This is a genomic window from Arthrobacter gandavensis (assembly GCF_015355785.1).
In the GTDB taxonomy this organism is placed as follows: domain Bacteria; phylum Actinomycetota; class Actinomycetes; order Actinomycetales; family Micrococcaceae; genus Arthrobacter_B; species Arthrobacter_B gandavensis_A.
The window spans coordinates 280,499-300,123 of record NZ_JADKYW010000005.1 but is presented as its reverse complement, the minus strand read 5'-3'; the positions used below and the strand labels follow the sequence as shown (position 1 = coordinate 300,123).

Sequence of the window (19,625 nt, the reverse complement as noted above, 5' to 3'; positions counted from 1 at the left end):
CGCCCCGGCCGCTACAGTGCTGCGGGCTTCGGCCCCGGGTCCGCGGTCTCGGCAGGTGCGGCCTCCACGACGGCCGTGCGCCGGGCCCGGACGCGTTTGGGTTTGGGCGGCACCACCACCTGTGCAGCATGTCCCAGCCGGCGCTCCATGACCTCGATTGCCTGGGGATTGGCGTCGACGCAGACGAACCGCCGGCCAAGCTTCTCAGCCACGGCGCCCAGGGTTCCGGAGCCGGCGAAGAAGTCCAGCACCCAGTCGCCTTCACGGCTGGACGCGGCAACGGCACGGCGCAGCAGCCCCTCCGGTTTCTGCGTCGGATAGCCGGTCTTCTCCCTCCCGGTAGGAGAGACAATCGTGTGCCACCAGACATCGGTCGGCAGCTTGCCCAGCGCCACCTTCTCCGGCGTCACCAGCCCCGGAGCCATGTACGGTTCCCGGTCCACCTCTGCGTTGTTGAAGTGGTAGGCGGCAGGGTTCTTCACGTAGACCAGGATGTTGTCATGCTTGGCCGGCCACCGGTTCTTCGCCCGGCCGCCGTAGTCGTAAGCCCAGATGATCTCGTTCAGGAAGCAGTCCCGCCCGAAGAGGGCGTCCAGCATGACCTTAACGTAGTGCACCTCGCGGTAGTCGAGGTGCACGTAGAGCGTGCCGTCGTCGGCCAGCAGGCGCCACGCTTCGGACAGGCGGGGTTCAAGGAAGGCCCAGTAATCCTCGAACGCGTCGTCGTAGCTGGAGAGCAGGCCCTTGACCGTGGTGTAGCTGCGGCCCTTGAACCCCGTCCGGTCGCCGGTGCCCTCCGCGCTTCGGACCATTGTGGTCTGCTGCCGGCGCTGTGCACGTCCGGTGTTGAACGGCGGATCGACGTAGATCAGGGTGAAAGAGCCGTCCGGCAGGGTCGGCAGATACTCCGCGTTGTCTGCGTGGACTATCAGCGACCCGCCGTCCGGCGTCCAGTTAGGTGTGCGCATCCGTGGAGAGGAATTCCCTCGCCGCCTATTCGGCGGCGGGGGCCTTACTGACTACCTCGCCGTTGCGGCGGCGGGTACGGCTGCGGTTCCGGCGGGGCCGGTCGGCCTTGGCGGTTTCACCCGATGCAGCAGGAGCCTCGGCGGTCTTCTCCTGGCCGCCGCGGGCACCGTCACGGGAGCCACGGGCGCGGTCGGATCCGCGTCCACGGTCAGCGGAACGGCCACCGGAGCGCGATCCCGATTCAGAACGGGGGGCGCGGCGTCCGCCGGACTTGCCGGTCTCCCCGAGATCCTCGAGCTTTTCGGCATCTATGCCGGCCAACACACGCTTGTTGCGCGGCAGGCGGCCCTTGGTGCCTTCGGGGATATCCAGGTCGGTGTACAGGTGGGGCGAGGAAGAGTACGTCTCCACCGGCTCGGCCTGATCCATGCCCAGTGCCTTGTTGATCAGGCCCCAGCGGGGAACATCGTCCCAGTCCACGAATGTGACGGCCGTTCCCTTGTTGCCGGCGCGGCCGGTGCGGCCCACACGGTGCAGGTAGGTCTTCTCATCCTCGGGGCACTGGTAGTTGATCACGTGCGTAACGTCGTCGACGTCGATGCCGCGGGCGGCGACGTCGGTGGCCACCAGCACGTCGACCTTCTCGTTGCGGAAGGCACGCATGGCCTGCTCGCGGGCGCCCTGGCCAAGGTCGCCGTGAATGGCGGCGGCGGCGAAGCCGCGGTCCACCAGTTCCTCGGAGAGCTTGGCTGCGGTGCGCTTGGTCTTGGTGAAGATGATGGTCCGTCCGCGGCCGCGGGACTGCAGGATCCGAGCCACTACCTCGCTCTTGTCCAGATTGTGTGCCCGGTAGACAACCTGGCGGATGTCCTTCTTGGTCAGGCCCTCATCTTCAGGATCGGCGGCGCGGATGTGCGTCGGCTTAGTCATGTAGCGGCGGGCCATGGCGACTACGGGGCCGGGCATGGTTGCGGAGAAGAGCAGCGTCTGGCGGGCCGCCGGGGTGGCTGCCATCAGAGTTTCCACATCGGGGAGGAAACCGAGGTCCAGCATCTCGTCGGCTTCATCAAGTACCACAATGCGTACATTCTTCAGTGAGAGCTGCCGGCGGTTGTGCAGGTCGATCAGGCGCCCGGGGGTGCCGACGACGATTTCAACGCCTGCTTCGAGCGCTTCGATCTGCGGTTCATAGGCCCGGCCGCCGTAAATGGTGACGATCCGTGCGCCGCGGCGGCGTGCCGCCGTCGTCAGGTCACTGGCAACCTGCACCGCGAGCTCGCGGGTGGGAACAACGATCAGTGCCTGCGGTGCGCCCGGCGCGGGCAGTGCTTCATAGCCTTCATCACCGGGGACAACTACGCGCTGCAGCGCGGGGATGCCGAATCCGAGCGTCTTGCCGGTGCCCGTCTTTGCCTGGCCAATGATGTCGTGGCCGCCGAGGGCAACCGGGAGCGTCATCGACTGGATGGGGAAGGGGTGCGTGATGCCGGCCTCGGCGAGGGAGTCTACGATCTCCGCGCGGACCCCGAAATCGGCGAACGTGAGCTCGGGGATTTCGGCTGCGGCGTCCGTTGTGGCGATGGTCTCGGTGACATCGAGTTCTTCATTGCTGTCATCAGCGGTCAGCTGCGCGTCGCTGACCTGGGAAAGTTCAGTGTTCAATTACGTACCGTTCAGTTAGGCATTCTGCGGCGCCGCGCTCGACGAGGGGGCATAGGGCCCATCCCGGAGCGGATGGCGCGCAGGTGATGCGTCCAGCGGAAGCCGATCGCGGGCTAAGGACTGCTGGCCACTCCAACTGCATTCGGCAAAGGCAGCGGCCGGAAATTATCAAGTTCGCGTAGGTACTGCGGGTCTCACAGCCGGCTGGTTTAGTGTCTCCAACCGGCATTTCAAGAAGGGTTTCAAGAAGTGGGAACGACCGGGCATCCATTTACTACCATTCCAGTCTACCCGGTACGGCCTCAACAGGCCGCATTGACCCATCCAGCGAGTTGGCGGGAGCCGCGCCGGGGCCTGCCGCAGGCGAAGATGACACCGCGGCAGGCGTGCAGCGGATGGGAGCGCCAACACCCCGGTACGCTGGGCGTATGAGTGAGAACAACGCAGGTTCGGCAACAGGGCACGCACCGGATCCCGGTGCGGCGGACGCCTACCGGCAGTTCCTTTCGGACCTGCTCGGAGTCATCGCTTACGGTGAGCTGTCCGCCTTCGAGCGGATGTCCTCAGATGCTCGATTCTCGCCGAGCCTCCGGGACCGTGCTGCGCTCGGACGGCTGGCGGTGCGGGAATACGAGAACTTCGAGCGGGTAGCCGCCCATCTGGAGTCGATGGGACTCAACGCCGAGGACGCCATGGCACCCTTCCAGCAGTCGGTGGATGCGTTCCACGACCGGACCCGCCCGGGAGACTGGTACGAATCCCTGATGAAGTTCTACGTCACGGACGCGATTTCCGATGACTTTTACGCTGCGCTGGGATCGCTGCTCGATCCGGAAAGCTCCGGGCTGATCGCATCCCTGCAGGAAACCGGCAGCGAAGCGGCGGGCGAGGTCCTGTTCGTGCGGCTGCGTGAGTCCTTGAAGGACGACCCGCGTCTCGCCTCACGCCTGGCGCTGTGGGGACGACGCCTGGTTGGCGAGGCGCTGACCCAGGCCCAGCGCGTGGTGATCGAACGTGCCCTGCCCGCAGGGCTGGACGGGTTCCTCAGCCGCGAAGAGTTCGACGCGCAGATTCGGGAGCTCTTCAGCCAGCTGACCCGCAACCATTCACGGCGGATGTCCCTCCTCGGACTCACTGCCTAGGAAAACCGGGGCAGTCAGCCAAGCGCGCCCAAGGAAGCCGCGGCACGTCCTGCTTCCGGGTGCCTTCCGGCTGTAGCGTGGAGAGCGAACCATAAACTCAGTGCGGTTCAGCAGGGATTTGGCGGGGGAACAGTATGGGCTCGATTTCCAGCGCTCTGAGGCGCCGGATTCTTTCTGTGGCTGTAGCTGCAGCGGCAGCCGCGGGCACAGCGGGATGCGGAGCCACACCGGCTCAGCTGCCGGCAGTGCCGGCGCCGGCAGCACCGTCCGCAAACGCCGGTCCTCCCATCCAGCCGCCGCCTCCCCAGGGAGTTCCCGCGGCCGCCTGGGACGCCCGGGCGGAATTCCTGCAGGCCCGTTCGGACAGCGGCCGTCCGCTGCCCGAGCCGGCTGAAGCGCCGGTTTGCACCCTGCCCGGGTCCGGCTGCTACTTCTCCTATGGAGGCGAGACCCTGGTGTGGTCTGCGGAGACCGGCCTGCGCGCCCTTCGCACCGAAGTCTTTGAACGGTGGAAGTCTTCGATCCGGACACTGGGGTGGCCCTTGACGTCCGAGTACAGCTTCGGCGGTGACCGGCGGACAGATTTTGAAAAGGGAACGCTGATGTACTCCCCGCGGCTTGGACGGATCATGTCCTACGAACCTTCCGTGGGCACCGTGGCAGTGGTGATCGGAGATTCGCAGGCAGGCCGTGATACCTGGGTGGGCAAGGGGGTGGCCTCCCTGGGGTACAGCCCGCTGGTCCTGGGTGCCGGCGGAACCGGGTACACCCGGGGCAACGGCACCGTCAGCAACTACCCGGATGCCCTCGAGGCGGAGGAATGGCTGCTGCCCTGGGGTAAACCTGGGCTGGTGGTCATCCAGGGCGGCGGCAATGACGCCTACGGGCCGGGCAATTCGGAGATCCGGCACAACGCAGTGCAGCTGATCCGGGAACTCAAGCGGACCTATCCGGAAACCCGGATCGTGATGGTGGGCGTCATTGGGGACGGAAAGGGCCGCCGGGCCGAGATCGATGATCTGCTGGCCAGAGTGGCCGCGGAGCAGGGGCTTGATTTCCTCAGCCTTCGGGACTGGTGGAAGCGTTACTCCCTGGGTTCGAAGCTGGACGATGGCCTTCACCTGGGGAAGGCAGGACACGACGCCGCAGCCCCGGTTTTTGCCCGGGAGCTCAAGAGCGTCCTGGACCGGGGCGGAAGCGGTCCTGGCTAGAGCCTGAGGATGCGCTCGCGTTCAGCGTTGTCCTGCGGCAGCCGCCGGGAAACCGTGGCCAGGACCGCGGCGACGGCGGCGGCCGGGCCCGCGAGGACCGGAAGCGCCCAGGAGAGCCAGGAGAAATCGCTGCTCGTCACCACCGGGGTGAACTGCAGGATGATCCAGGTGCCAAGCCCCGCGGCGAGGGCAACTCCGGACGGCAGGAACACGCCGTAGGTGCTTCGGCGCGGGTCGGCGCCCCGCACCATGAAACCTGCTGCCGCCAGGGCGGCGGCAGCAAGCAGCACTTCGCCCATGATGCGCTAGAGGGCGCCGAACCCGACGCGGCGGACTTCTTCGGCACCGATTTCCACGTAGCCGATGACTCCGGCCGGAACAATAATGAGTCGGCCCTTTTCATCCGTGAGGCGCAGTTCCTTCGAACCGTTGATAGCTTCGGCGACGGTGTCGGCGACCTGGTCCGCGCTCTGCCCGGACTCGAACACGATCTCGCGTCCGACGTTCTGGATACCGATCTTTACTTCCACCGTGGTGCCTCCTGTTTATGTGAACTCAAGTGGGGACGAATCTACTCTAGATTTCCTTGGGGAAGCGGCTGATTCCGCGCCAAGCTAAACGGTAGACCAGCTCGCTGGCTGCATCGATGTCCAGGTCCCCGTCGGTTTCAAGCCAGTAGCGTGCGCTGACCTGCGCCATCCCGGCCATGGCCCTGCCGAGCAGGGTGGCCTCAATGTGGGAAAGTTTGGTGTCTTCGGCGATGACGTCCGCGATGTCGCTGGCGAAACGCGCGTTGAACTCCTCGATCCGGGAGCTGACCTCATCGTCGCTGGTGAGATCTGATTCAAAGACCAGCCGGTGGCCCTGGCTGTCCTGGGCCACGAAGCGGAAATAGGCGCGCATGGTTTCGCGGACACGGAGCTTGTTGTCCGTGGTGGACGTGAGTGCCGTCTGGAGGAACTGGGTCAGGGTGTCCAGATGGTCGTCAAGCAGTGCGAGGTAGAGTTCGCGCTTACCGGGAAAGTGCTGGTACAGCACCGGCTTGCTGACCTGGGCAGTTTCGGCGATCTCGTCCATGGCGGCGCCGTGGAATCCGTTGCTGACGAAGACTTCCTGCGCAGCCCGCATCAGCTGCCGGCGCCGTTCTTCCCGGGGGAGCCGGGTGGACTTGCCGGCGGGCTGGTTGCTCACGTATTGGGACCTCTCCTGCTTCGCCCGGGCGCCTGGCCCGGGTCACGGAACAACAGTTTACCCGGGGGTAACACCGAGGAAAGGCAACCCGGGCGGCCCAGCTCGGCGGGACCTCGAACCAGGGCGCACTGGGGCATAGATTGGTTCCCATGAGCATTGAAACGGACCCGGCGCTGCCGCCCCTCACCGAGCCGGCCTCCGGGCTGGGGCGTGATGAAAAGGAACGGTATTCCCGGCACCTGATCCTTCCCGGCTTCGGGGAGCAGGGGCAGCTGCGGCTGAAGAACGCCAAAGTCCTGGTGATCGGAGCCGGGGGGCTGGGGTCTCCGGCCCTGCTGTACCTGGCCGCGGCCGGGGTGGGCACGCTTGGAATCGTAGACGACGACGCAGTGGACACCTCGAACCTGCAGCGCCAGGTCATCCACACCGTGCACGACGTCGGAACCTCCAAGGCGCGTTCAGCCCGGGACAGTGTGCTTGCCCTGAACCCGCTGGTGGACGTGGTGCTCCACGAAGTCCGCCTGGATGCAGGGAACGTGCTGGAGGTTTTCTCCGGCTACGACCTGATCCTGGACGGAACGGATAACTTTGCTACCCGCTACCTGGTCAGCGACGCCGCGGAGATTCTGGGCAAACCGTGTGTCTGGGGCTCCATCCTGAGGTTCGACGGACAGGTGAGCGTCTTCTGGTCGCAGCACGGGCCCACGTACCGGGACCTCTACCCGGAGCCGCCGGCTCCGGGCTCGGTTCCGTCCTGCGCGGAGGGAGGGGTCCTGGGCGTCCTGTGCGCCCAGATCGGCTCGGTCATGGTCAACGAAGCGATCAAGCTGATTACCGGGACGGGGCGGACCCTGCTGGGCCGCCTGCTGGTGTTCAACGCGCAGGACATGAGCTGGCGTGAGGTGGGGCTTCGCCGTGATCCGGAGCGGGCACCGGTCACGAAACTGGTGGATTACCCGGCGTTCTGCGGGACGGAGCCTGATTCCGGGGCCGGTGTGCCAGGCATCGGGGCAGTTGAACTTGCCGGGCTGCTGCAGCAGCGCGAAGCCGGAGAGGCTGATTTCGACCTGATTGATGTCCGGGAGCCGGGTGAACACCAGATCGTGAACATAGTGGGGGCACGGCTGGTTCCACGGGCTGCCATCCTGGCCGGTGAGGGCCTCCCGGAGCCTGGACGGACGGTCTATGTGCACTGCAAGTCGGGCGGCCGGTCAGCGGAAGTGACGGCGTTCCTGCGCTCGCAGGGGTATGACCACGCCTTCAACGTGGACGGCGGGATCCTCGGCTGGATTAACCTGGTGGAGCCGGATAAACCGGTCTACTAGCGCCGAAGCGGTGCCTGGAGTTCGCTGGAGGTGCGGGGGCCGCCGGTCAAGCTGACTGTGCAGTGTCCCTTGAACCGTCGTTGTCCGCTGAACCGTCATTGTCCGCTGCACCGTCGTTCGGCTTCTCCTGCGGCGGGTCCACGGTGATGCCGTAGAGCGCTTCGAGGCCGCGGATGTAGTCCTCCTGCTGGCCGCTGGCGGCCAGCTCCCGGGCGCGTACGGCCGGGACATGGAGCAGGGCCTTGACCATCCGCCGCATGGCGAATTCAACTTCCTGCGCCGCGCCAGTGCAGCCGTGCTGGGACCGGACCTTGTCGAGTTCCTTGTCAAGCACACCCAGGGTGTGCCGGCGCAGCGCAACGATCGCGGAATCGAGTTCCCGGCTGAGCTGGGCCTCGGAGAAGGCCTGTGCGGCGTCGGTGACGATCCGGTTGGCCTGCTGGAGGGATTCTGCCTGTTCGGCCGGAGCTGCCAGGCGGACGGATTCGAGCGTGATCAGGTCAACGCCGTCGAGCTCCCGGACAGCGGGATCGAAGTCGTGGGTGAGGGCCAGGTCGATGATGACCAGCGGCCGGCGGGAGCCAGCACGCACGCGGCGGATATCCTCTGCGCTGACCTGGTTCTCCGAACCGGAACAGCCAATGACGACGTCGGCACGGGCAACGGCCTCGCCCAGGGATTCCCGGTCCAGCGCGGTTCCTCCGCGGGTGGCGGTAAAGGATTCCGCGCGTCCCGAGGAGGAGTAGACCGAAACGTCCGTGCAGCCGCGCTCCTTGAGCAGTGCCATGGTTGCCCCGGCGTAAGCGCCGGTGCCGAACACGACCACGGTCTTTTTCCGCCAGTCAATGTCCTCGGATAGATCGGTGGCCAGTTCAAGTGCCACCGACACGATGGACAGTCCGCGCTTGCCCAGGGCGGTCAGGGCACCGACGTCCTTGGCGGTCCGGGAAGCGGTCTGGAACAGGCGGGTCAGGGTTCCGCTGGCAGTTCCGTTGTCCTGGGCCTCGATCAGGGCCCGGCGGACCTGCCCGGCAATCTCCCGTTCCCCTACCACCGCGGAATCCAGGCCTGCGCCGACGGCGAAGAGGTGCTTGGCGACGTCCTGGCCCGTATTGGTAGTGAAGGACCGGGAGACTACGTCTTCATCCAGCCCGGAGTGCCGGCTGATTTCCGTGATGGCGGCGGAGCGGGCTGCTTCGACATCCGCCTCGGAGCGGGCTTCGCAGTAAACCTCAAAGCGGTTGCAGGTGGCCAGGACAACGGCCCCGGCGACGGCAGGGCCGTTTTCCAGCAGGCAGGAAGGGACCTTGGGCGCGCCGGCGCTAAGCCGGGCGACGGTTTCCAGGTCTACGTCAGAATGGGTCGCGATGAGGGATAAGAGAACCACAGTGGCTTAATACTAGCCACCCGGAACGCAAACAGGGTTATTCGCGACGGCGGTCACAGGTGATTTGGGCCGCATCTTCCGGTTCGCGGCCGGCCCGGGAGCCCGTCCCGGCCGCCCGGTTATCCTTCGCGGCGAAATTTGGAGAGAATCTACATATGACTCTCAGCGCCTCTCATCCGCTCATGGACCGCACGGCCGATTCCCCGCTCGTTGCCGCCTACCGCGGCAAGACACCGTCCCGGCGTCCCGTATGGTTCATGCGCCAGGCCGGCCGGTCACTGCCGGAATACCGGAAGGTGCGGGAGGGAATCGGGATGCTTGAATCCTGCCTGCTGCCCGAACTCGCATCCGAGATCACCCTCCAGCCGGTCCGACGGCACGACGTCGACGCGGGAATCTTCTTTTCCGACATCGTGATTCCGCTGAAACTGGCCGGAGTTGACGTGGACATAGTTCCCGGCGTGGGTCCTGTCCTGGGCTCGCCGGTGCGCACCGCGGCGGATGTCGCAGCGCTGCCCGAACTGACGGATGAGGCCCTTGAACCGATCCGGGAGGCCGTTACGCTGACGGTGGCCCAGCTGGGCTCCACGCCGCTGATCGGGTTCGCCGGCGCCCCGTTCACGCTGGCTGCATACATGGTGGAGGGCAAGCCGTCCCGCGACCACCTGGGCCCGCGGACCATGATGCACGCCGATCCTGAAACCTGGCAGGCCCTCACCGACTGGGCCGCTGATGCGTCCGGCAAGTTCCTCCGCGCCCAGCTCGAAGCCGGAGCCAGCGCAGGCCAGCTCTTCGATTCCTGGGCAGGGTCGCTCGGCCTGGCAGACTACACGACCAAGGTGGCGCCGGCCTCGGCCCGGGCGCTGGACCACGTCCGCGGCCTGGGCGCTCCGCTGATCCACTTCGGCACCGGAACCTCTGAACTGCTGGTTGCCATGCGGGACGTGGGAGTCGACGTCGTCGGCGTTGACTACCGGCTGCCGCTCGACGAAGCCAACCGCCGGCTCGGCGGGAGCGTCTCCCTGCAGGGCAACATCGACCCGGCGCTTCTCGAAGCGCCCTGGCCGGTACTTGAGGCCCACGTCCGCCAGGTCCTGGCCGCCGGCGCCGGTGCACCGGGCCACGTGGTGAACCTCGGCCACGGCGTCCCGCCGGAAACGAACCCCGAGGTCCTGACCCGGGTGGTGGAACTCATCCACTCAGTGGAGCCGTAGCCATGCAGGCCTCCCGCAAAACCTCCGCCGCGTCTCCGGCACGGCCCGCCGGCCTCGTCGTTGGCGGAGGCATCTCCGGGCTGATCGCCGCCCGGGACCTGGCCCTCGCCGGCTTCGACGTGACAGTGCTCGAAGCAGCCGGGAGCTTCGGCGGCTGCGTGGGATCCCACCGCGTCGCCGGCCTGGACCTGGACAGCGGTGCCGAGTCCTACGCCACCCGCTCTCCGGCCGTGCCGAAACTGCTCGGGGAACTTGGGCTGCAGGAGCGGATCGCCGCCCCGGATCCCACCGGCGCCTGGCTCCAGCTAGGCGGTCCGGACCCGGCAAAGGCGGCCCAGCGGATGCCCCAGACCGGACTGCTGGGAATCCCGGCGGATCCCCGCACTGACGAGATTGCCAGGGCGATCGGCCGGACCGGGGTGGCGCGCGCCGCCCTTGACAAGGTGCTTCCCATGGCGCCGCTGCTGCGCCGCGAGAAGGTCAGCCTGGGTGAAATTGTCCGGTCGCGGATGGGGGAGGCTGTCCTCAAACGGCTCGTCACCCCCGTGGTGGGAGGAGTCTATTCAGCGGACCCGGATGTCCTGGACGCCGATTCGGTGGCTCCGGGACTGCGCAAGGCCATGGCCGAGCACGGTTCGCTGGGAGCTGCCGTCGGCGCCATGCGCCGGGCGGCCCCGGCCGGATCCACCGTCGCCTCCCTGCGGGGCGGAATGGGAACCCTCACCGATGCGCTCGTCGAGAATCTCCGCGAACTCGGCGCCACCCTGCTGGCCGGGACGCCGGCCACCGGCATCGAACGCAGCGGCACCGGCTTCACGGTCACCACCGATACCGGCAGGCATAACGCCGACGCGCTGGTCGTGGCAGCGGACGGCCCCGGCGCCGTGGACCTGCTCACTCCTTCGGTTCCGGACCTGGCCCCTTTCCGGCCCGGCCCCGGCCCCGGCGTCGCACTGGTAACGCTGGTGGTAGACAAACCGGAACTTGACGCCGCGCCGCGGGGAACCGGGGTCCTGGTTGCCCGAGACGCCGAATCCGTGCAGGCAAAGGCCCTGACGCATGCCACTGCCAAGTGGCAGTGGCTGGCCGACTCCACCGGACCCGGCACCCATGTGCTCCGCCTGTCCTACGGGCGCGGACTGGGCCCGGGACAGGAAGCGGATGTCACGGCGCTGCGCCCCGACGGGGAGCTGTTTGCTGCCGCCCTGTCGGATGCTTCGGTCCTGCTGCAGGTGCCGGTCGAGGAGGCTGATGTCATTGACTGGGCCGTAGTCCGCTGGGTCGGTGCGCTGCCCTCTGCCACGGTGGGACACGCGGACCGGGTTGCATCCGTACGGGCTGCCGTTGCGGAAGTCCATGGCCTGGAAATCGTCGGCGCCTGGCTCGCCGGAACGGGCCTGGCCGCGGTCACCGCGGATACGCGGTACCGGACCTCGCACCTGGCCGAAGCCGTAAAATCGTAAAAATGTTCTACGCTTTGTAGAAGTTCCGTATTCGCCTAAGCCTGCCCAAACCGGCAGACTGTAAGTCATGAGTGAGTCCATGGGTCAGAACGCACCAGCCGAAGCCGAAACACAAGAACAGTTCTTCACACTTTGGACCGTTTTCAAGCGGTCAGACCTTCCGCGTGAAACCAGCGACGGCGCCCCGGGCGCTTTCGAGGAACTCGTAGGCAGCTTCGCTGCCGAGAACGTCACCCTCCGCGGAATCTACGATGTTTCCGGCATGCGTGCCGACGCAGACATCATGATCTGGCTGCACGGCGGCCAGGCAGAAGCGCTGCAGGCAGCCCTGCGGAAGATCCGGCGCTCCGAACTGTTCGCAGGCACGGAGATCGCCTGGTCCGCCATGGGCGTCCACCGCGACGCCGAGTTCTCCAAGAACCACTGGCCGTCCTTCGCCCGGGGCATCGACCCCGAAGCCTGGATCTGCGTCTACCCGTTTGTCCGCTCCTACGAGTGGTACCTGCTCCCGGCCGAAGAACGCGGCGCCATGCTGCGCGACCACGGCATGCTCGGCCGGGACTTCCCACAGGTCCTGGCAAACACCGTCGCTTCCTTCGCCCTGAACGACTGGGAGTGGATCCTGGGGCTGGAAGCCCCGAACCTGGTTGACCTGGTGGACATGATGCGCCACCTGCGCTCCACCGAAGCGCGCAACCACGTGCGCGAGGAAATTCCCTTCTACACCGGCCGGCGCATCCCCGCCGCCGAAGTATCCGAGGTGCTTCGATGACTTCCCTTTCAACCCCCGCAGCCTTCGATCCCCTGGAAGGCGTCAGCGAGGACGGCGTAATGGCCCCGGCCGAATACGACGCAATCCTGCTCGCTTCCTTCGGCGGCCCCGAAGGACAGGAAGACGTCATTCCCTTCCTGCGCAACGTCACCCGCGGCCGCGGCATCCCCGATGAGCGCCTTGAAGAAGTGGCTACGCACTACCGGGCCAACGGCGGCATCAGCCCCATCAACGAGCAGAACCGCGCGTTGAAGGCCGCACTTGAAGGCGAGCTGGACCGCCGCGGCATCAAGCTCCCGGTACTGTGGGGCAACCGCAACTGGGCTCCCTACATCAAGGACGCGCTGCAGGAAGCCCACGACGCCGGTTACCGCCGGCTGCTCATGGTCACCACCAGCGTGTACTCCTGCTACTCCTCCTGCCGCCAGTACCGCGAGGACCTGGGGATCAACCTGGTCGAGACCGGACTGGACAAGACACTGCAGGTGGACAAGGTACGCCAGTACTTCGACCACCCCGGTTTCGTGGCGCCCTTCGTCGAAGGCGTGCGGGACTCCCTGGCCAAGGTCCGCGAGCAGCTTGCTGCTGCCGGCAAGGACGGCGGGAAGATCGAAATCCTGTTCTCCACGCACTCTATTCCGACTGCAGACGCCGAAGCCGCCGGCCCGCGGGACCTCGAGTTCGAAGAAGGCAGCGCCTACGTTGCCCAGCACCTGGCCAACTCACGCGCCATCATGGACCGTATTCCGGAAGCCGCAGGCCTGGACTGGCAGCTGGTCTACCAGTCCCGCTCCGGTTCCCCGCACACGCCGTGGCTTGAACCGGACATCAACGACGCGATCGCCGAGCTGCCCGCCAAGGGCGTCGACGGCGTCGTCATTGTGCCGCTGGGCTTTGTCAGCGACCACATGGAAGTGATCTGGGACCTGGACACCGAAGCCATGGAGACCTGCTCCGATCTGGGACTGGCAGCACACCGTGCTCCCACGCCCGGCATCCATGAGAAGTTCGTCGCCGGCATCGTGGACCTGATCTGCGAACGCACGGTCGAAAACAACATTGCGGACCGGCCTGCACTGACGAACCTCGGCCCGTGGTACGACGTCTGCCGTCCCGGCTGCTGCGCCAACCTCCGCGGCGAAAAGCCGACCATCGCCGGCGCCGACTCGACGGTGGGACGGCAGTAGTGGCGCATTCGCCGGTGCTGATTGGCACCCGCGGCTCCGCCCTCGCCGTCACCCAGACCACCACGGTGGCCAACACGCTGGCAGACCTGGGCGGTTTCGACGTGGACCTCGTCCGGGTCCGGACCGAAGGTGACGTGAACCGGGCTGCCCTGTCCCAAATCGGTGGAACGGGTGTCTTCGTGGCCGCGCTGCGGGAATCCCTTCTCGCCGGGGACTGCGACGTCGCCGTGCATTCCCTGAAGGACCTGCCCACCGCTGAAGCTGACGGACTCATCATCGGAGCCATTCCGTCACGGGTGGACGTGCGCGATGCACTCTGCGCACGGGATTCCCTGACGCTGGCCGAGCTGCCCGCAGGTTCGAAGATCGGCACCGGCTCACCCCGGCGTGCCGCGCAGCTGCGGGCCGCGCGCCCGGACCTGGAAATCATCGACATCCGCGGCAACGTGGACACCCGCCTGGGCCGGGTGGCCGGGCTGGTGGAGGGCGCACCCGGTGACCTCGACGCCGTCGTGCTGGCAGCCGCCGGACTCAGCCGCCTGGGGCGCCTGGACATGGTCTCCGAGTTCCTGGACCCGTCAGTCATGCTGCCGGCACCGGGGCAGGGGGCGCTGGCCGTTGAGTGCCGCACCGCAGACGCCGCCGAAGGCCCGCTGAGCCGGGCGCTGGCGGCCTACGATGATTCCGCGAGCCGGATGGCCGTCACTGCGGAACGGTCACTTCTACAGCGCCTTGAAGCCGGCTGCACCGCGCCGATCGGTGCACTGGCCCGGGTCACCGACCAGGGCCTTGCCCTCGAAGCCGTGGTCTGCAGTGACGACGGAACCCAGGTGCTGCGCCGATACTCCTCGACCTCGCAGGCAGATGAAGACGGCGCACGCGCCCTCGGCATCCGGATGGCCGAAGAGCTCCTGGCAGCAGGCGCAGCGGACCTCACCGAGCTGGCGTCCTAAGCAGCCGGGGACCGTACGGATGACCGGAGACAGCAGCAGGGACACTCCGTTCGCAGCCGGACCCGGAACCCGCCCGGCGGGGAGCCTGGCCGGCACGGACGTAGTACTGCTGCGTTCCCCGGACCGTGCCGGACCCATGGCAGGGGAGCTGCGCTCCCGTGGAGCACGGGTGCGGCTGATGCCCCTGATCGATTTCCAGCGGCCTGCGGACACCGAACCGATGTCCGCAGGCCTGCACGGCCTTGGACGCGGGGAGTTCGACTGGATCATTGTTACCTCCGCGACCACCGTGCAGGCCCTGGGCACCGTAGCCGACGCTGCCGGCAGCTCACTGGCCGTGCTCTGCCGCGGCACCTCGGTGGCGGCAGTCGGCCTGGGCACCAGCCGTGCGCTGAAAGCCGCCGGAATTACTCCGGATCTGCTTCCCTCCAGGGACCAGTCCGCCCGCGGTCTGGCTGCGATCTGGCCGGCCCCGGGCGCTGGACGGAACCGGATATTCCTGCCGCAGGCAAATATCGCCAGTCCGTTCCTGCGAACCCGGCTGGCCGCTGCCGGTTGGGACGTCGTTGCCGTGCCCGCTTATGAAACCGTGGACTACCCGGCTCCCGATGACCGGCGGATCATGCCGCGGGGAAGTGCTCCCGGCGAGGAGCTGCTGGCCCCGGCGGATTACCGCTCCTGGACCGCGGCGGGAAGCGGCGCCGAAGCCGCCCGTCCCCACGCCGCCGTCGTCACTTCCCCGAGCACCGCCAGACGGTTTGTCCGCGATGCCCGGCCGCCCGGAACCGCCCTGCTCGTCGCCATCGGAGATCCGACGGCTGCGGAGCTGGCCGGCCTGGGCCATCCCGCTGCCGCTACGGCGGAGCACCCCACTCCCGCCGGAATAGCCGACGCCGTCGAAGCGGCACTTGCCGCCCCGAATTTTCAACACCCCGACCCGGAAGGCAGAGAACAGCCATGAGCTTCCCCCAGCACCGCCCCCGCCGGCTGCGGACCACGCCGGCCATGCGGCGGATGACCGCCGAATACCGCCTGGACCCGGCCGAGCTCGTGCTTCCGGCCTTCATCCGCCAAGGCCTGACCGAGCCCAACCCCATCACCTCGATGCCCGGCGTGGTGCAGCACACCACCGAGACCCTGAAGCGCGCCGCTGCCGAGGCGGTGGAACTCGGCGTCGGCGGCATCATGCTCTTCGGCATCCCGGCCGAACGCGACGCCGCAGGCAGCGCCGGAACGGATCCGAACGGCGTGCTGAACAGGGCCATTGCGGACGTCCGTGCCGAAGTGGGCGACGACCTGGTGGTCATGAGCGACGTCTGCCTCGATGAATTCACGGACCACGGACACTGCGGCGTGCTGGATGAGAACGGCGTCGTGGACAATGACACAACCCTTGAGATCTACGGCCGGATGGCCGTGGAGCAGGCGCGCGCCGGAGCCCACGTGCTGGGCCCGTCCGGCATGATGGACGGCCAGGTGGCCGTGATCCGCCAGGCACTTGACGACGCCGGCTTCCAGGATGTCTCAGTGATCGCATATGCGGCAAAGTACGCTTCCGCGTTCTACGGGCCCTTCCGCGAAGCAGTGGACTCGCAGCTGAAGGGTGACCGCCGGACCTACCAGATGGACGCCGCCAACCGGCGCGAAGCCCTGCTGGAAGTGGAGTTGGACCTTGAAGAGGGCGCGGACATGGTCATGGTCAAGCCCGCGATGAGTTACCTGGACATCCTCGCCGACGTCGCCGCAATGTCCCCGGTTCCCGTAGCGGCTTACCAGATCTCGGGTGAATACGCGATGATCGAAGCTGCGGCAGCGAACGGCTGGATCGACCGCCGCCGCGCCATCGAAGAATCCGTCCTCGGCATCAAGCGTGCCGGCGCCAACATCATTCTCACGTACTGGGCTGCCGAGCTGGCCGCCTGGCTGAAGGAAAGCAAGTAATGACCCAGACTGTCTCCTCCGAAGAGCTTTTTGACCGTGCCCGTGCCCTGATGCCCGGCGGCGTGAATTCACCCGTGCGCGCGTTCGGGTCCGTCGGCGGTACCCCGCGCTTCCTGGTTTCGGCCAAGGGCCCGTATGTCACCGACTCCGAGGGCCGCGAATACGTGGACCTCGTCTGCTCCTGGGGCCCTGCCCTGGTGGGCCATTCCCACCCGGACGTCCTCGCGGCCGTGCATGCCGCCGTCGACCGCGGGCTCTCTTTCGGCGCCTCCACCCCGGCAGAGGCCGAACTGGCAGCCCTGGTGATGGACCGCGTGAAGCCCGTTGAGCGGCTGCGCATGGTCTCCACCGGGACCGAAGCCACTATGACGGCGGTCCGCCTGGCCCGCGGCTTCACCGGGCGGAACCTGGTCATCAAGTTCGCCGGCTGCTACCACGGGCACCTCGACGGACTGCTGGCTTCAGCGGGATCCGGCGTCGCCACACTGGCCCTTCCGGGCTCCGCCGGCGTTACCGCAGCTACCGCGGCGGAAACCCTGGTGCTGCCGTACAACGACGTCGCTGCCGTGGAGGCAGCCTTCGCCGAGCACGGGGCGAACATCGCCGCCGTCATCACCGAAGCGGCACCTGCCAACATGGGCGTGGTCACACCGGCGGAGGGCTTCAACGCCGCCCTGTCCCGCATCACCACCTCCCACGGCGCACTGCTGATCCTGGATGAAGTCCTCACCGGTTTCCGCACCTCGCCTGCCGGTTACTGGGGACTGACCGGGCAGCAGGAAGGCTGGGCTCCGGACCTGTACACCTTCGGCAAGGTCATTGGCGGCGGCATGCCCGTGGCTGCCCTCGGCGGGCGCGGGGACGTCATGGAATACCTGGCGCCGCTGGGCCCCGTCTACCAGGCCGGCACGTTGTCCGGAAACCCGATCGCCATGGCCGCCGGCGTCGCGACGCTCACCGCGGCGACTTCCGAGGTCTACGCGAACATCGATGCCCGCTCCGCCCAGCTGTCCCAGGCCGTCTCCGACGCCCTCTCCGCTGAGGGAGTGAACCACAGCGTCCAGCGAGCCGGAAACCTGTTCAGCATCGCCTTCGGAACTGCGGAGCATGGTGTGCATGACTACGCCGACGCACTGGCCCAGGACGCATTCCGGTTCAAGCCGTTCTTCCACTCGATGCTGGACTCCGGGGTATACCTGCCGCCGTCCGTCTTCGAAGCCTGGTTCCTCTCCGGCGCGCACGACGACGCCGCGATGGACCGCATCCTGGCTGCCCTGCCGGGTGCCGCGAAAGCTGCGGCGGCCGCCCAGCCGTAGGGGCCCCTCTGCCTCCCTTATCGAGATAACAGAAACTGCCCGTATCAGCACCGATACGGGCAGTTTCTGTCATCTCGATGGAGTACCTAGCCCAGGACATCCCTCCGGTTCAGCGCCCACACCGCCAGCGCCGTGAAGAGGACGCAGGCACCTGCGATCAGTCCCAATCCGGGAAAATCGAAGCCGTCCGCCAGCGGATCGTTCCGGTAGGCCCAGGAAAAGGGCGAAAAGTTCCGCAGCCAGTCCAGATCCGCGTTCTGGTTCGCCAGCGCGTTCATCACGTATCCCGCCGCGGCCACACCGGCGCCGGCGCCCAGGGCAGCGGTCCGCCGGCCGGTGAGGGAACCTGTTGCCATCGCGATGCTGCCGGCAAGATAACCCAGTCCCAGCCACGCCGCCTCCGCTGCCAGGACGTGTGCCGCCCCCAGTCCAAGCTCGGAGGGGCCGCTGAGGGCAAGCACCACTGCCGTCGTGGCCACGGCGAACCAGAGAAGCCTCACCAGGATCCCCAGCGCAGATTCCACGGCGTACCGAACCCTGCCGACGCCGTGGGAGAGGACCAGCTCCAGCCGTCCGGACTCTTCTGCGCCCGCAATCGCCGTGCTTCCCCAGGACACGGCTGCAGCAGTGATAAGAACGAACCCCAGCAGCCCGAAAAACGTCGCCTGGACATACCCCGGACCCGAGAGGATGTCCTCGTAGCCGAGGGCATTGACCAGTTCGGGCGGAAGCGAACTGATCAGGCTGCGCATGTCGGCGCCGTTCATGGAGGGATAGAGCGGCAGGTACAGCAGCAGCACGGCTGCAAGGGCCAGGGTCCAGATGAGCGTGGAGCGCCACGAATCGATGACCGCCCTGCGGAAGACCGGCAGCGGTTTCGGCGTGAACGTCGCCTGCGGGCTCATTCCGGACCCTTCCGCACGTCCCCGGCAGCGGAGTCGGGTCCGCCGTACAGCCGCAGCACTGATTCCTCGAGGTCGGGCTCTTCCACCGACAGGTCCAGTATCCGGTACCGGGCGAGCAGCTTGACGAAGGCATCGACGCCGCCGTCGAGCGTGCCCCTGACACGGGCGGTTCCCTCCTGCCAGGTCACGGTTCCCTGCAGTCCCGCGGCAGCGAGTTCGTCTTCCAGCGTCGGGTCCGTTCCACGGGCAGCTGCCAGCGATGCCCTCACATGGCGCAGGCGGTTCAGGCGCAGGGAAGCTACGTCGCCCTGGGCCACCACTTTGCCTTGGGACAGGACGGCAACCTGGTCAGCGCTTTGCTGGATTTCACTCAGCACATGGGAGCTGAGCAGGACGCTGCGGCCGGCGGTCCGTGCCTCGGCAACCATTTCCAGGAACTCGCGCTGGACCAGCGGATCGAGTCCGCTGGTGGGCTCGTCAAGGACCAGCAGATCCGGATCATGCATGAAGGCCTGTACCAGGCCCAGTTTTTGCCGGTTGCCCTTGGACAGGGTGCGTACCGGCCGGGAAAGGTCCAGGCCCAGACGTTCTGAGAGGGTTTCCATGCGTCCGGCAGGAACCGGTGCGCTGATCTGCGCGAAGTGCTCCAGCAGTGTCCGGCCCCGGGCCCTGCCGTTGAGGCGGAGGTCTCCGGGAACGTAGCCGATTCGGCGGCGCAGGGCCGGGCCCCCGGCCCGTGGCGCAACTCCCAGGACAAGTGCCCGGCCCGAAGAGGGCCGGATGATGTCCAGAAGCATCCGCAGGGTAGTGGTCTTGCCGGAGCCGTTGGGACCGATCAGCCCAAAGACGCATCCCGGCGGGACGCTCAGGTCCAAGGAGTCCACGGCCGGGCGGGACCCGTAGCGCTTCGTCAGGGCGTGGGTTTCTATGACCGGCGGCATTCGACCACCTCCCAATCGGCAGTGGACATCATGCTAGCTCCGCTGC

General features: G+C 67.1%; 19 protein-coding genes. 11 read left to right on the top strand and 8 right to left on the bottom strand.

Annotation, left to right across the window (positions count from 1 at the left end; genetic code table 11):
- Positions 1-11 precede the first annotated feature (11 nt).
- Complete coding sequence (locus ITX31_RS06420) at positions 12-968, bottom strand: DNA-methyltransferase (protein ID WP_194782645.1); 957 nt, start codon at positions 966-968, stop codon at positions 12-14.
- Between the two features lie 25 nt (positions 969-993).
- Entirely contained in the window at positions 994-2,631 is a 1,638-nt protein-coding gene (locus ITX31_RS06415; RefSeq protein ID WP_194782644.1) for a DEAD/DEAH box helicase, read from the bottom strand.
- Positions 2,632-3,059: 428 nt separating this feature from the next.
- Here ITX31_RS06415 and ITX31_RS06410 point away from each other — a divergent pair, with 428 nt between their 5' ends.
- Positions 3,060-3,773: a ferritin-like fold-containing protein gene (locus tag ITX31_RS06410; protein ID WP_194782643.1), complete on the top strand. Its 714-nt coding sequence runs from the start codon at positions 3,060-3,062 to the stop codon at positions 3,771-3,773.
- Between the two features lie 176 nt (positions 3,774-3,949).
- Positions 3,950-4,984 (top strand): GDSL-type esterase/lipase family protein, encoded by a 1,035-nt coding sequence (locus tag ITX31_RS16065; protein WP_194782642.1) that lies wholly within the window; start codon positions 3,950-3,952, stop codon positions 4,982-4,984.
- Here ITX31_RS16065 and ITX31_RS06400 read toward each other — a convergent pair.
- From ITX31_RS06400 to ITX31_RS06390, 3 genes are read right to left on the bottom strand one after another with little or no spacing between them, the layout of a single operon-like run.
- Entirely contained in the window at positions 4,981-5,283 is a 303-nt protein-coding gene (locus ITX31_RS06400; RefSeq protein ID WP_228529090.1) for a hypothetical protein, read from the bottom strand. The genes ITX31_RS16065 and ITX31_RS06400 overlap by 4 nt on opposite strands.
- 6 nt (positions 5,284-5,289) lie before the next feature.
- The gene (locus ITX31_RS06395) at positions 5,290-5,514 is read right to left on the bottom strand and encodes a DUF3107 domain-containing protein (protein ID WP_152273603.1); all 225 of its coding nucleotides are present in this window, start codon (positions 5,512-5,514) and stop codon (positions 5,290-5,292) included.
- 46 nt (positions 5,515-5,560) lie between these two features.
- Complete coding sequence (locus ITX31_RS06390) at positions 5,561-6,175, bottom strand: TetR/AcrR family transcriptional regulator (RefSeq protein ID WP_323745602.1); 615 nt, start codon at positions 6,173-6,175, stop codon at positions 5,561-5,563.
- 149 nt (positions 6,176-6,324) lie between these two features.
- Between ITX31_RS06390 and moeB the strand changes: the two genes are divergently transcribed.
- On the top strand, positions 6,325-7,500 hold the full coding sequence (moeB, locus tag ITX31_RS06385) for a molybdopterin-synthase adenylyltransferase MoeB (RefSeq protein ID WP_194782640.1): 1,176 nt from the start codon (positions 6,325-6,327) through the stop codon (positions 7,498-7,500).
- 46 nt (positions 7,501-7,546) lie between these two features.
- On the opposite strand, the gene ITX31_RS06380 is transcribed toward moeB, so the two are convergent.
- Positions 7,547-8,887, bottom strand: a complete 1,341-nt coding sequence (locus ITX31_RS06380; RefSeq protein ID WP_194782639.1) for a glutamyl-tRNA reductase — start codon at positions 8,885-8,887, stop codon at positions 7,547-7,549.
- A 155-nt stretch (positions 8,888-9,042) separates the two neighbouring features.
- Here ITX31_RS06380 and hemE point away from each other — a divergent pair, with 155 nt between their 5' ends.
- The 8 genes from hemE (at position 9,043) to hemL (ending at position 17,733) form a co-directional block, all read left to right on the top strand.
- Entirely contained in the window at positions 9,043-10,101 is a 1,059-nt protein-coding gene (hemE, locus tag ITX31_RS06375) for a uroporphyrinogen decarboxylase (RefSeq protein ID WP_194782638.1), read from the top strand.
- Positions 10,102-10,103: 2 nt separating this feature from the next.
- Positions 10,104-11,564: a protoporphyrinogen oxidase gene (gene hemG / locus ITX31_RS06370; protein WP_194782637.1), complete on the top strand. Its 1,461-nt coding sequence runs from the start codon at positions 10,104-10,106 to the stop codon at positions 11,562-11,564.
- Positions 11,565-11,631: 67 nt separating this feature from the next.
- Entirely contained in the window at positions 11,632-12,336 is a 705-nt protein-coding gene (gene hemQ, locus ITX31_RS06365) for a hydrogen peroxide-dependent heme synthase (protein WP_194782636.1), read from the top strand.
- The gene (locus ITX31_RS06360) at positions 12,333-13,523 is read left to right on the top strand and encodes a ferrochelatase (RefSeq protein WP_194782635.1); all 1,191 of its coding nucleotides are present in this window, start codon (positions 12,333-12,335) and stop codon (positions 13,521-13,523) included. The genes hemQ and ITX31_RS06360 overlap by 4 nt, the downstream gene beginning before the upstream one ends.
- Complete coding sequence (gene hemC, locus ITX31_RS06355; protein ID WP_194782634.1) at positions 13,523-14,476, top strand: hydroxymethylbilane synthase; 954 nt, start codon at positions 13,523-13,525, stop codon at positions 14,474-14,476. Before ITX31_RS06360 ends, hemC begins: the two co-directional genes overlap by 1 nt.
- Positions 14,477-14,495: 19 nt before the next feature.
- Positions 14,496-15,437, top strand: coding sequence for a uroporphyrinogen-III synthase (locus ITX31_RS06350; RefSeq protein ID WP_194782633.1), 942 nt, complete (start codon positions 14,496-14,498; stop codon positions 15,435-15,437).
- A complete protein-coding gene (hemB, locus tag ITX31_RS06345; RefSeq protein ID WP_194782632.1) occupies positions 15,434-16,417 on the top strand; it encodes a porphobilinogen synthase in 984 nt (327 codons plus the stop codon). Before ITX31_RS06350 ends, hemB begins: the two co-directional genes overlap by 4 nt.
- Positions 16,417-17,733, top strand: a complete 1,317-nt coding sequence (gene hemL, locus ITX31_RS06340) for a glutamate-1-semialdehyde 2,1-aminomutase (protein WP_194782631.1) — start codon at positions 16,417-16,419, stop codon at positions 17,731-17,733. Before hemB ends, hemL begins: the two co-directional genes overlap by 1 nt.
- Positions 17,734-17,819: 86 nt before the next feature.
- On the opposite strand, the gene ITX31_RS06335 is transcribed toward hemL, so the two are convergent.
- Positions 17,820-18,638 carry an ABC transporter permease subunit gene (locus ITX31_RS06335; protein ID WP_194782630.1) on the bottom strand — a complete coding sequence of 273 codons (819 nt, stop codon included), beginning with the start codon at positions 18,636-18,638 and terminating at the stop codon, positions 17,820-17,822.
- Positions 18,635-19,579, bottom strand: coding sequence for an ABC transporter ATP-binding protein (locus ITX31_RS06330; RefSeq protein WP_194782629.1), 945 nt, complete (start codon positions 19,577-19,579; stop codon positions 18,635-18,637). Before ITX31_RS06330 ends, ITX31_RS06335 begins: the two co-directional genes overlap by 4 nt.
- Positions 19,580-19,625: the final 46 nt, after the last annotated feature.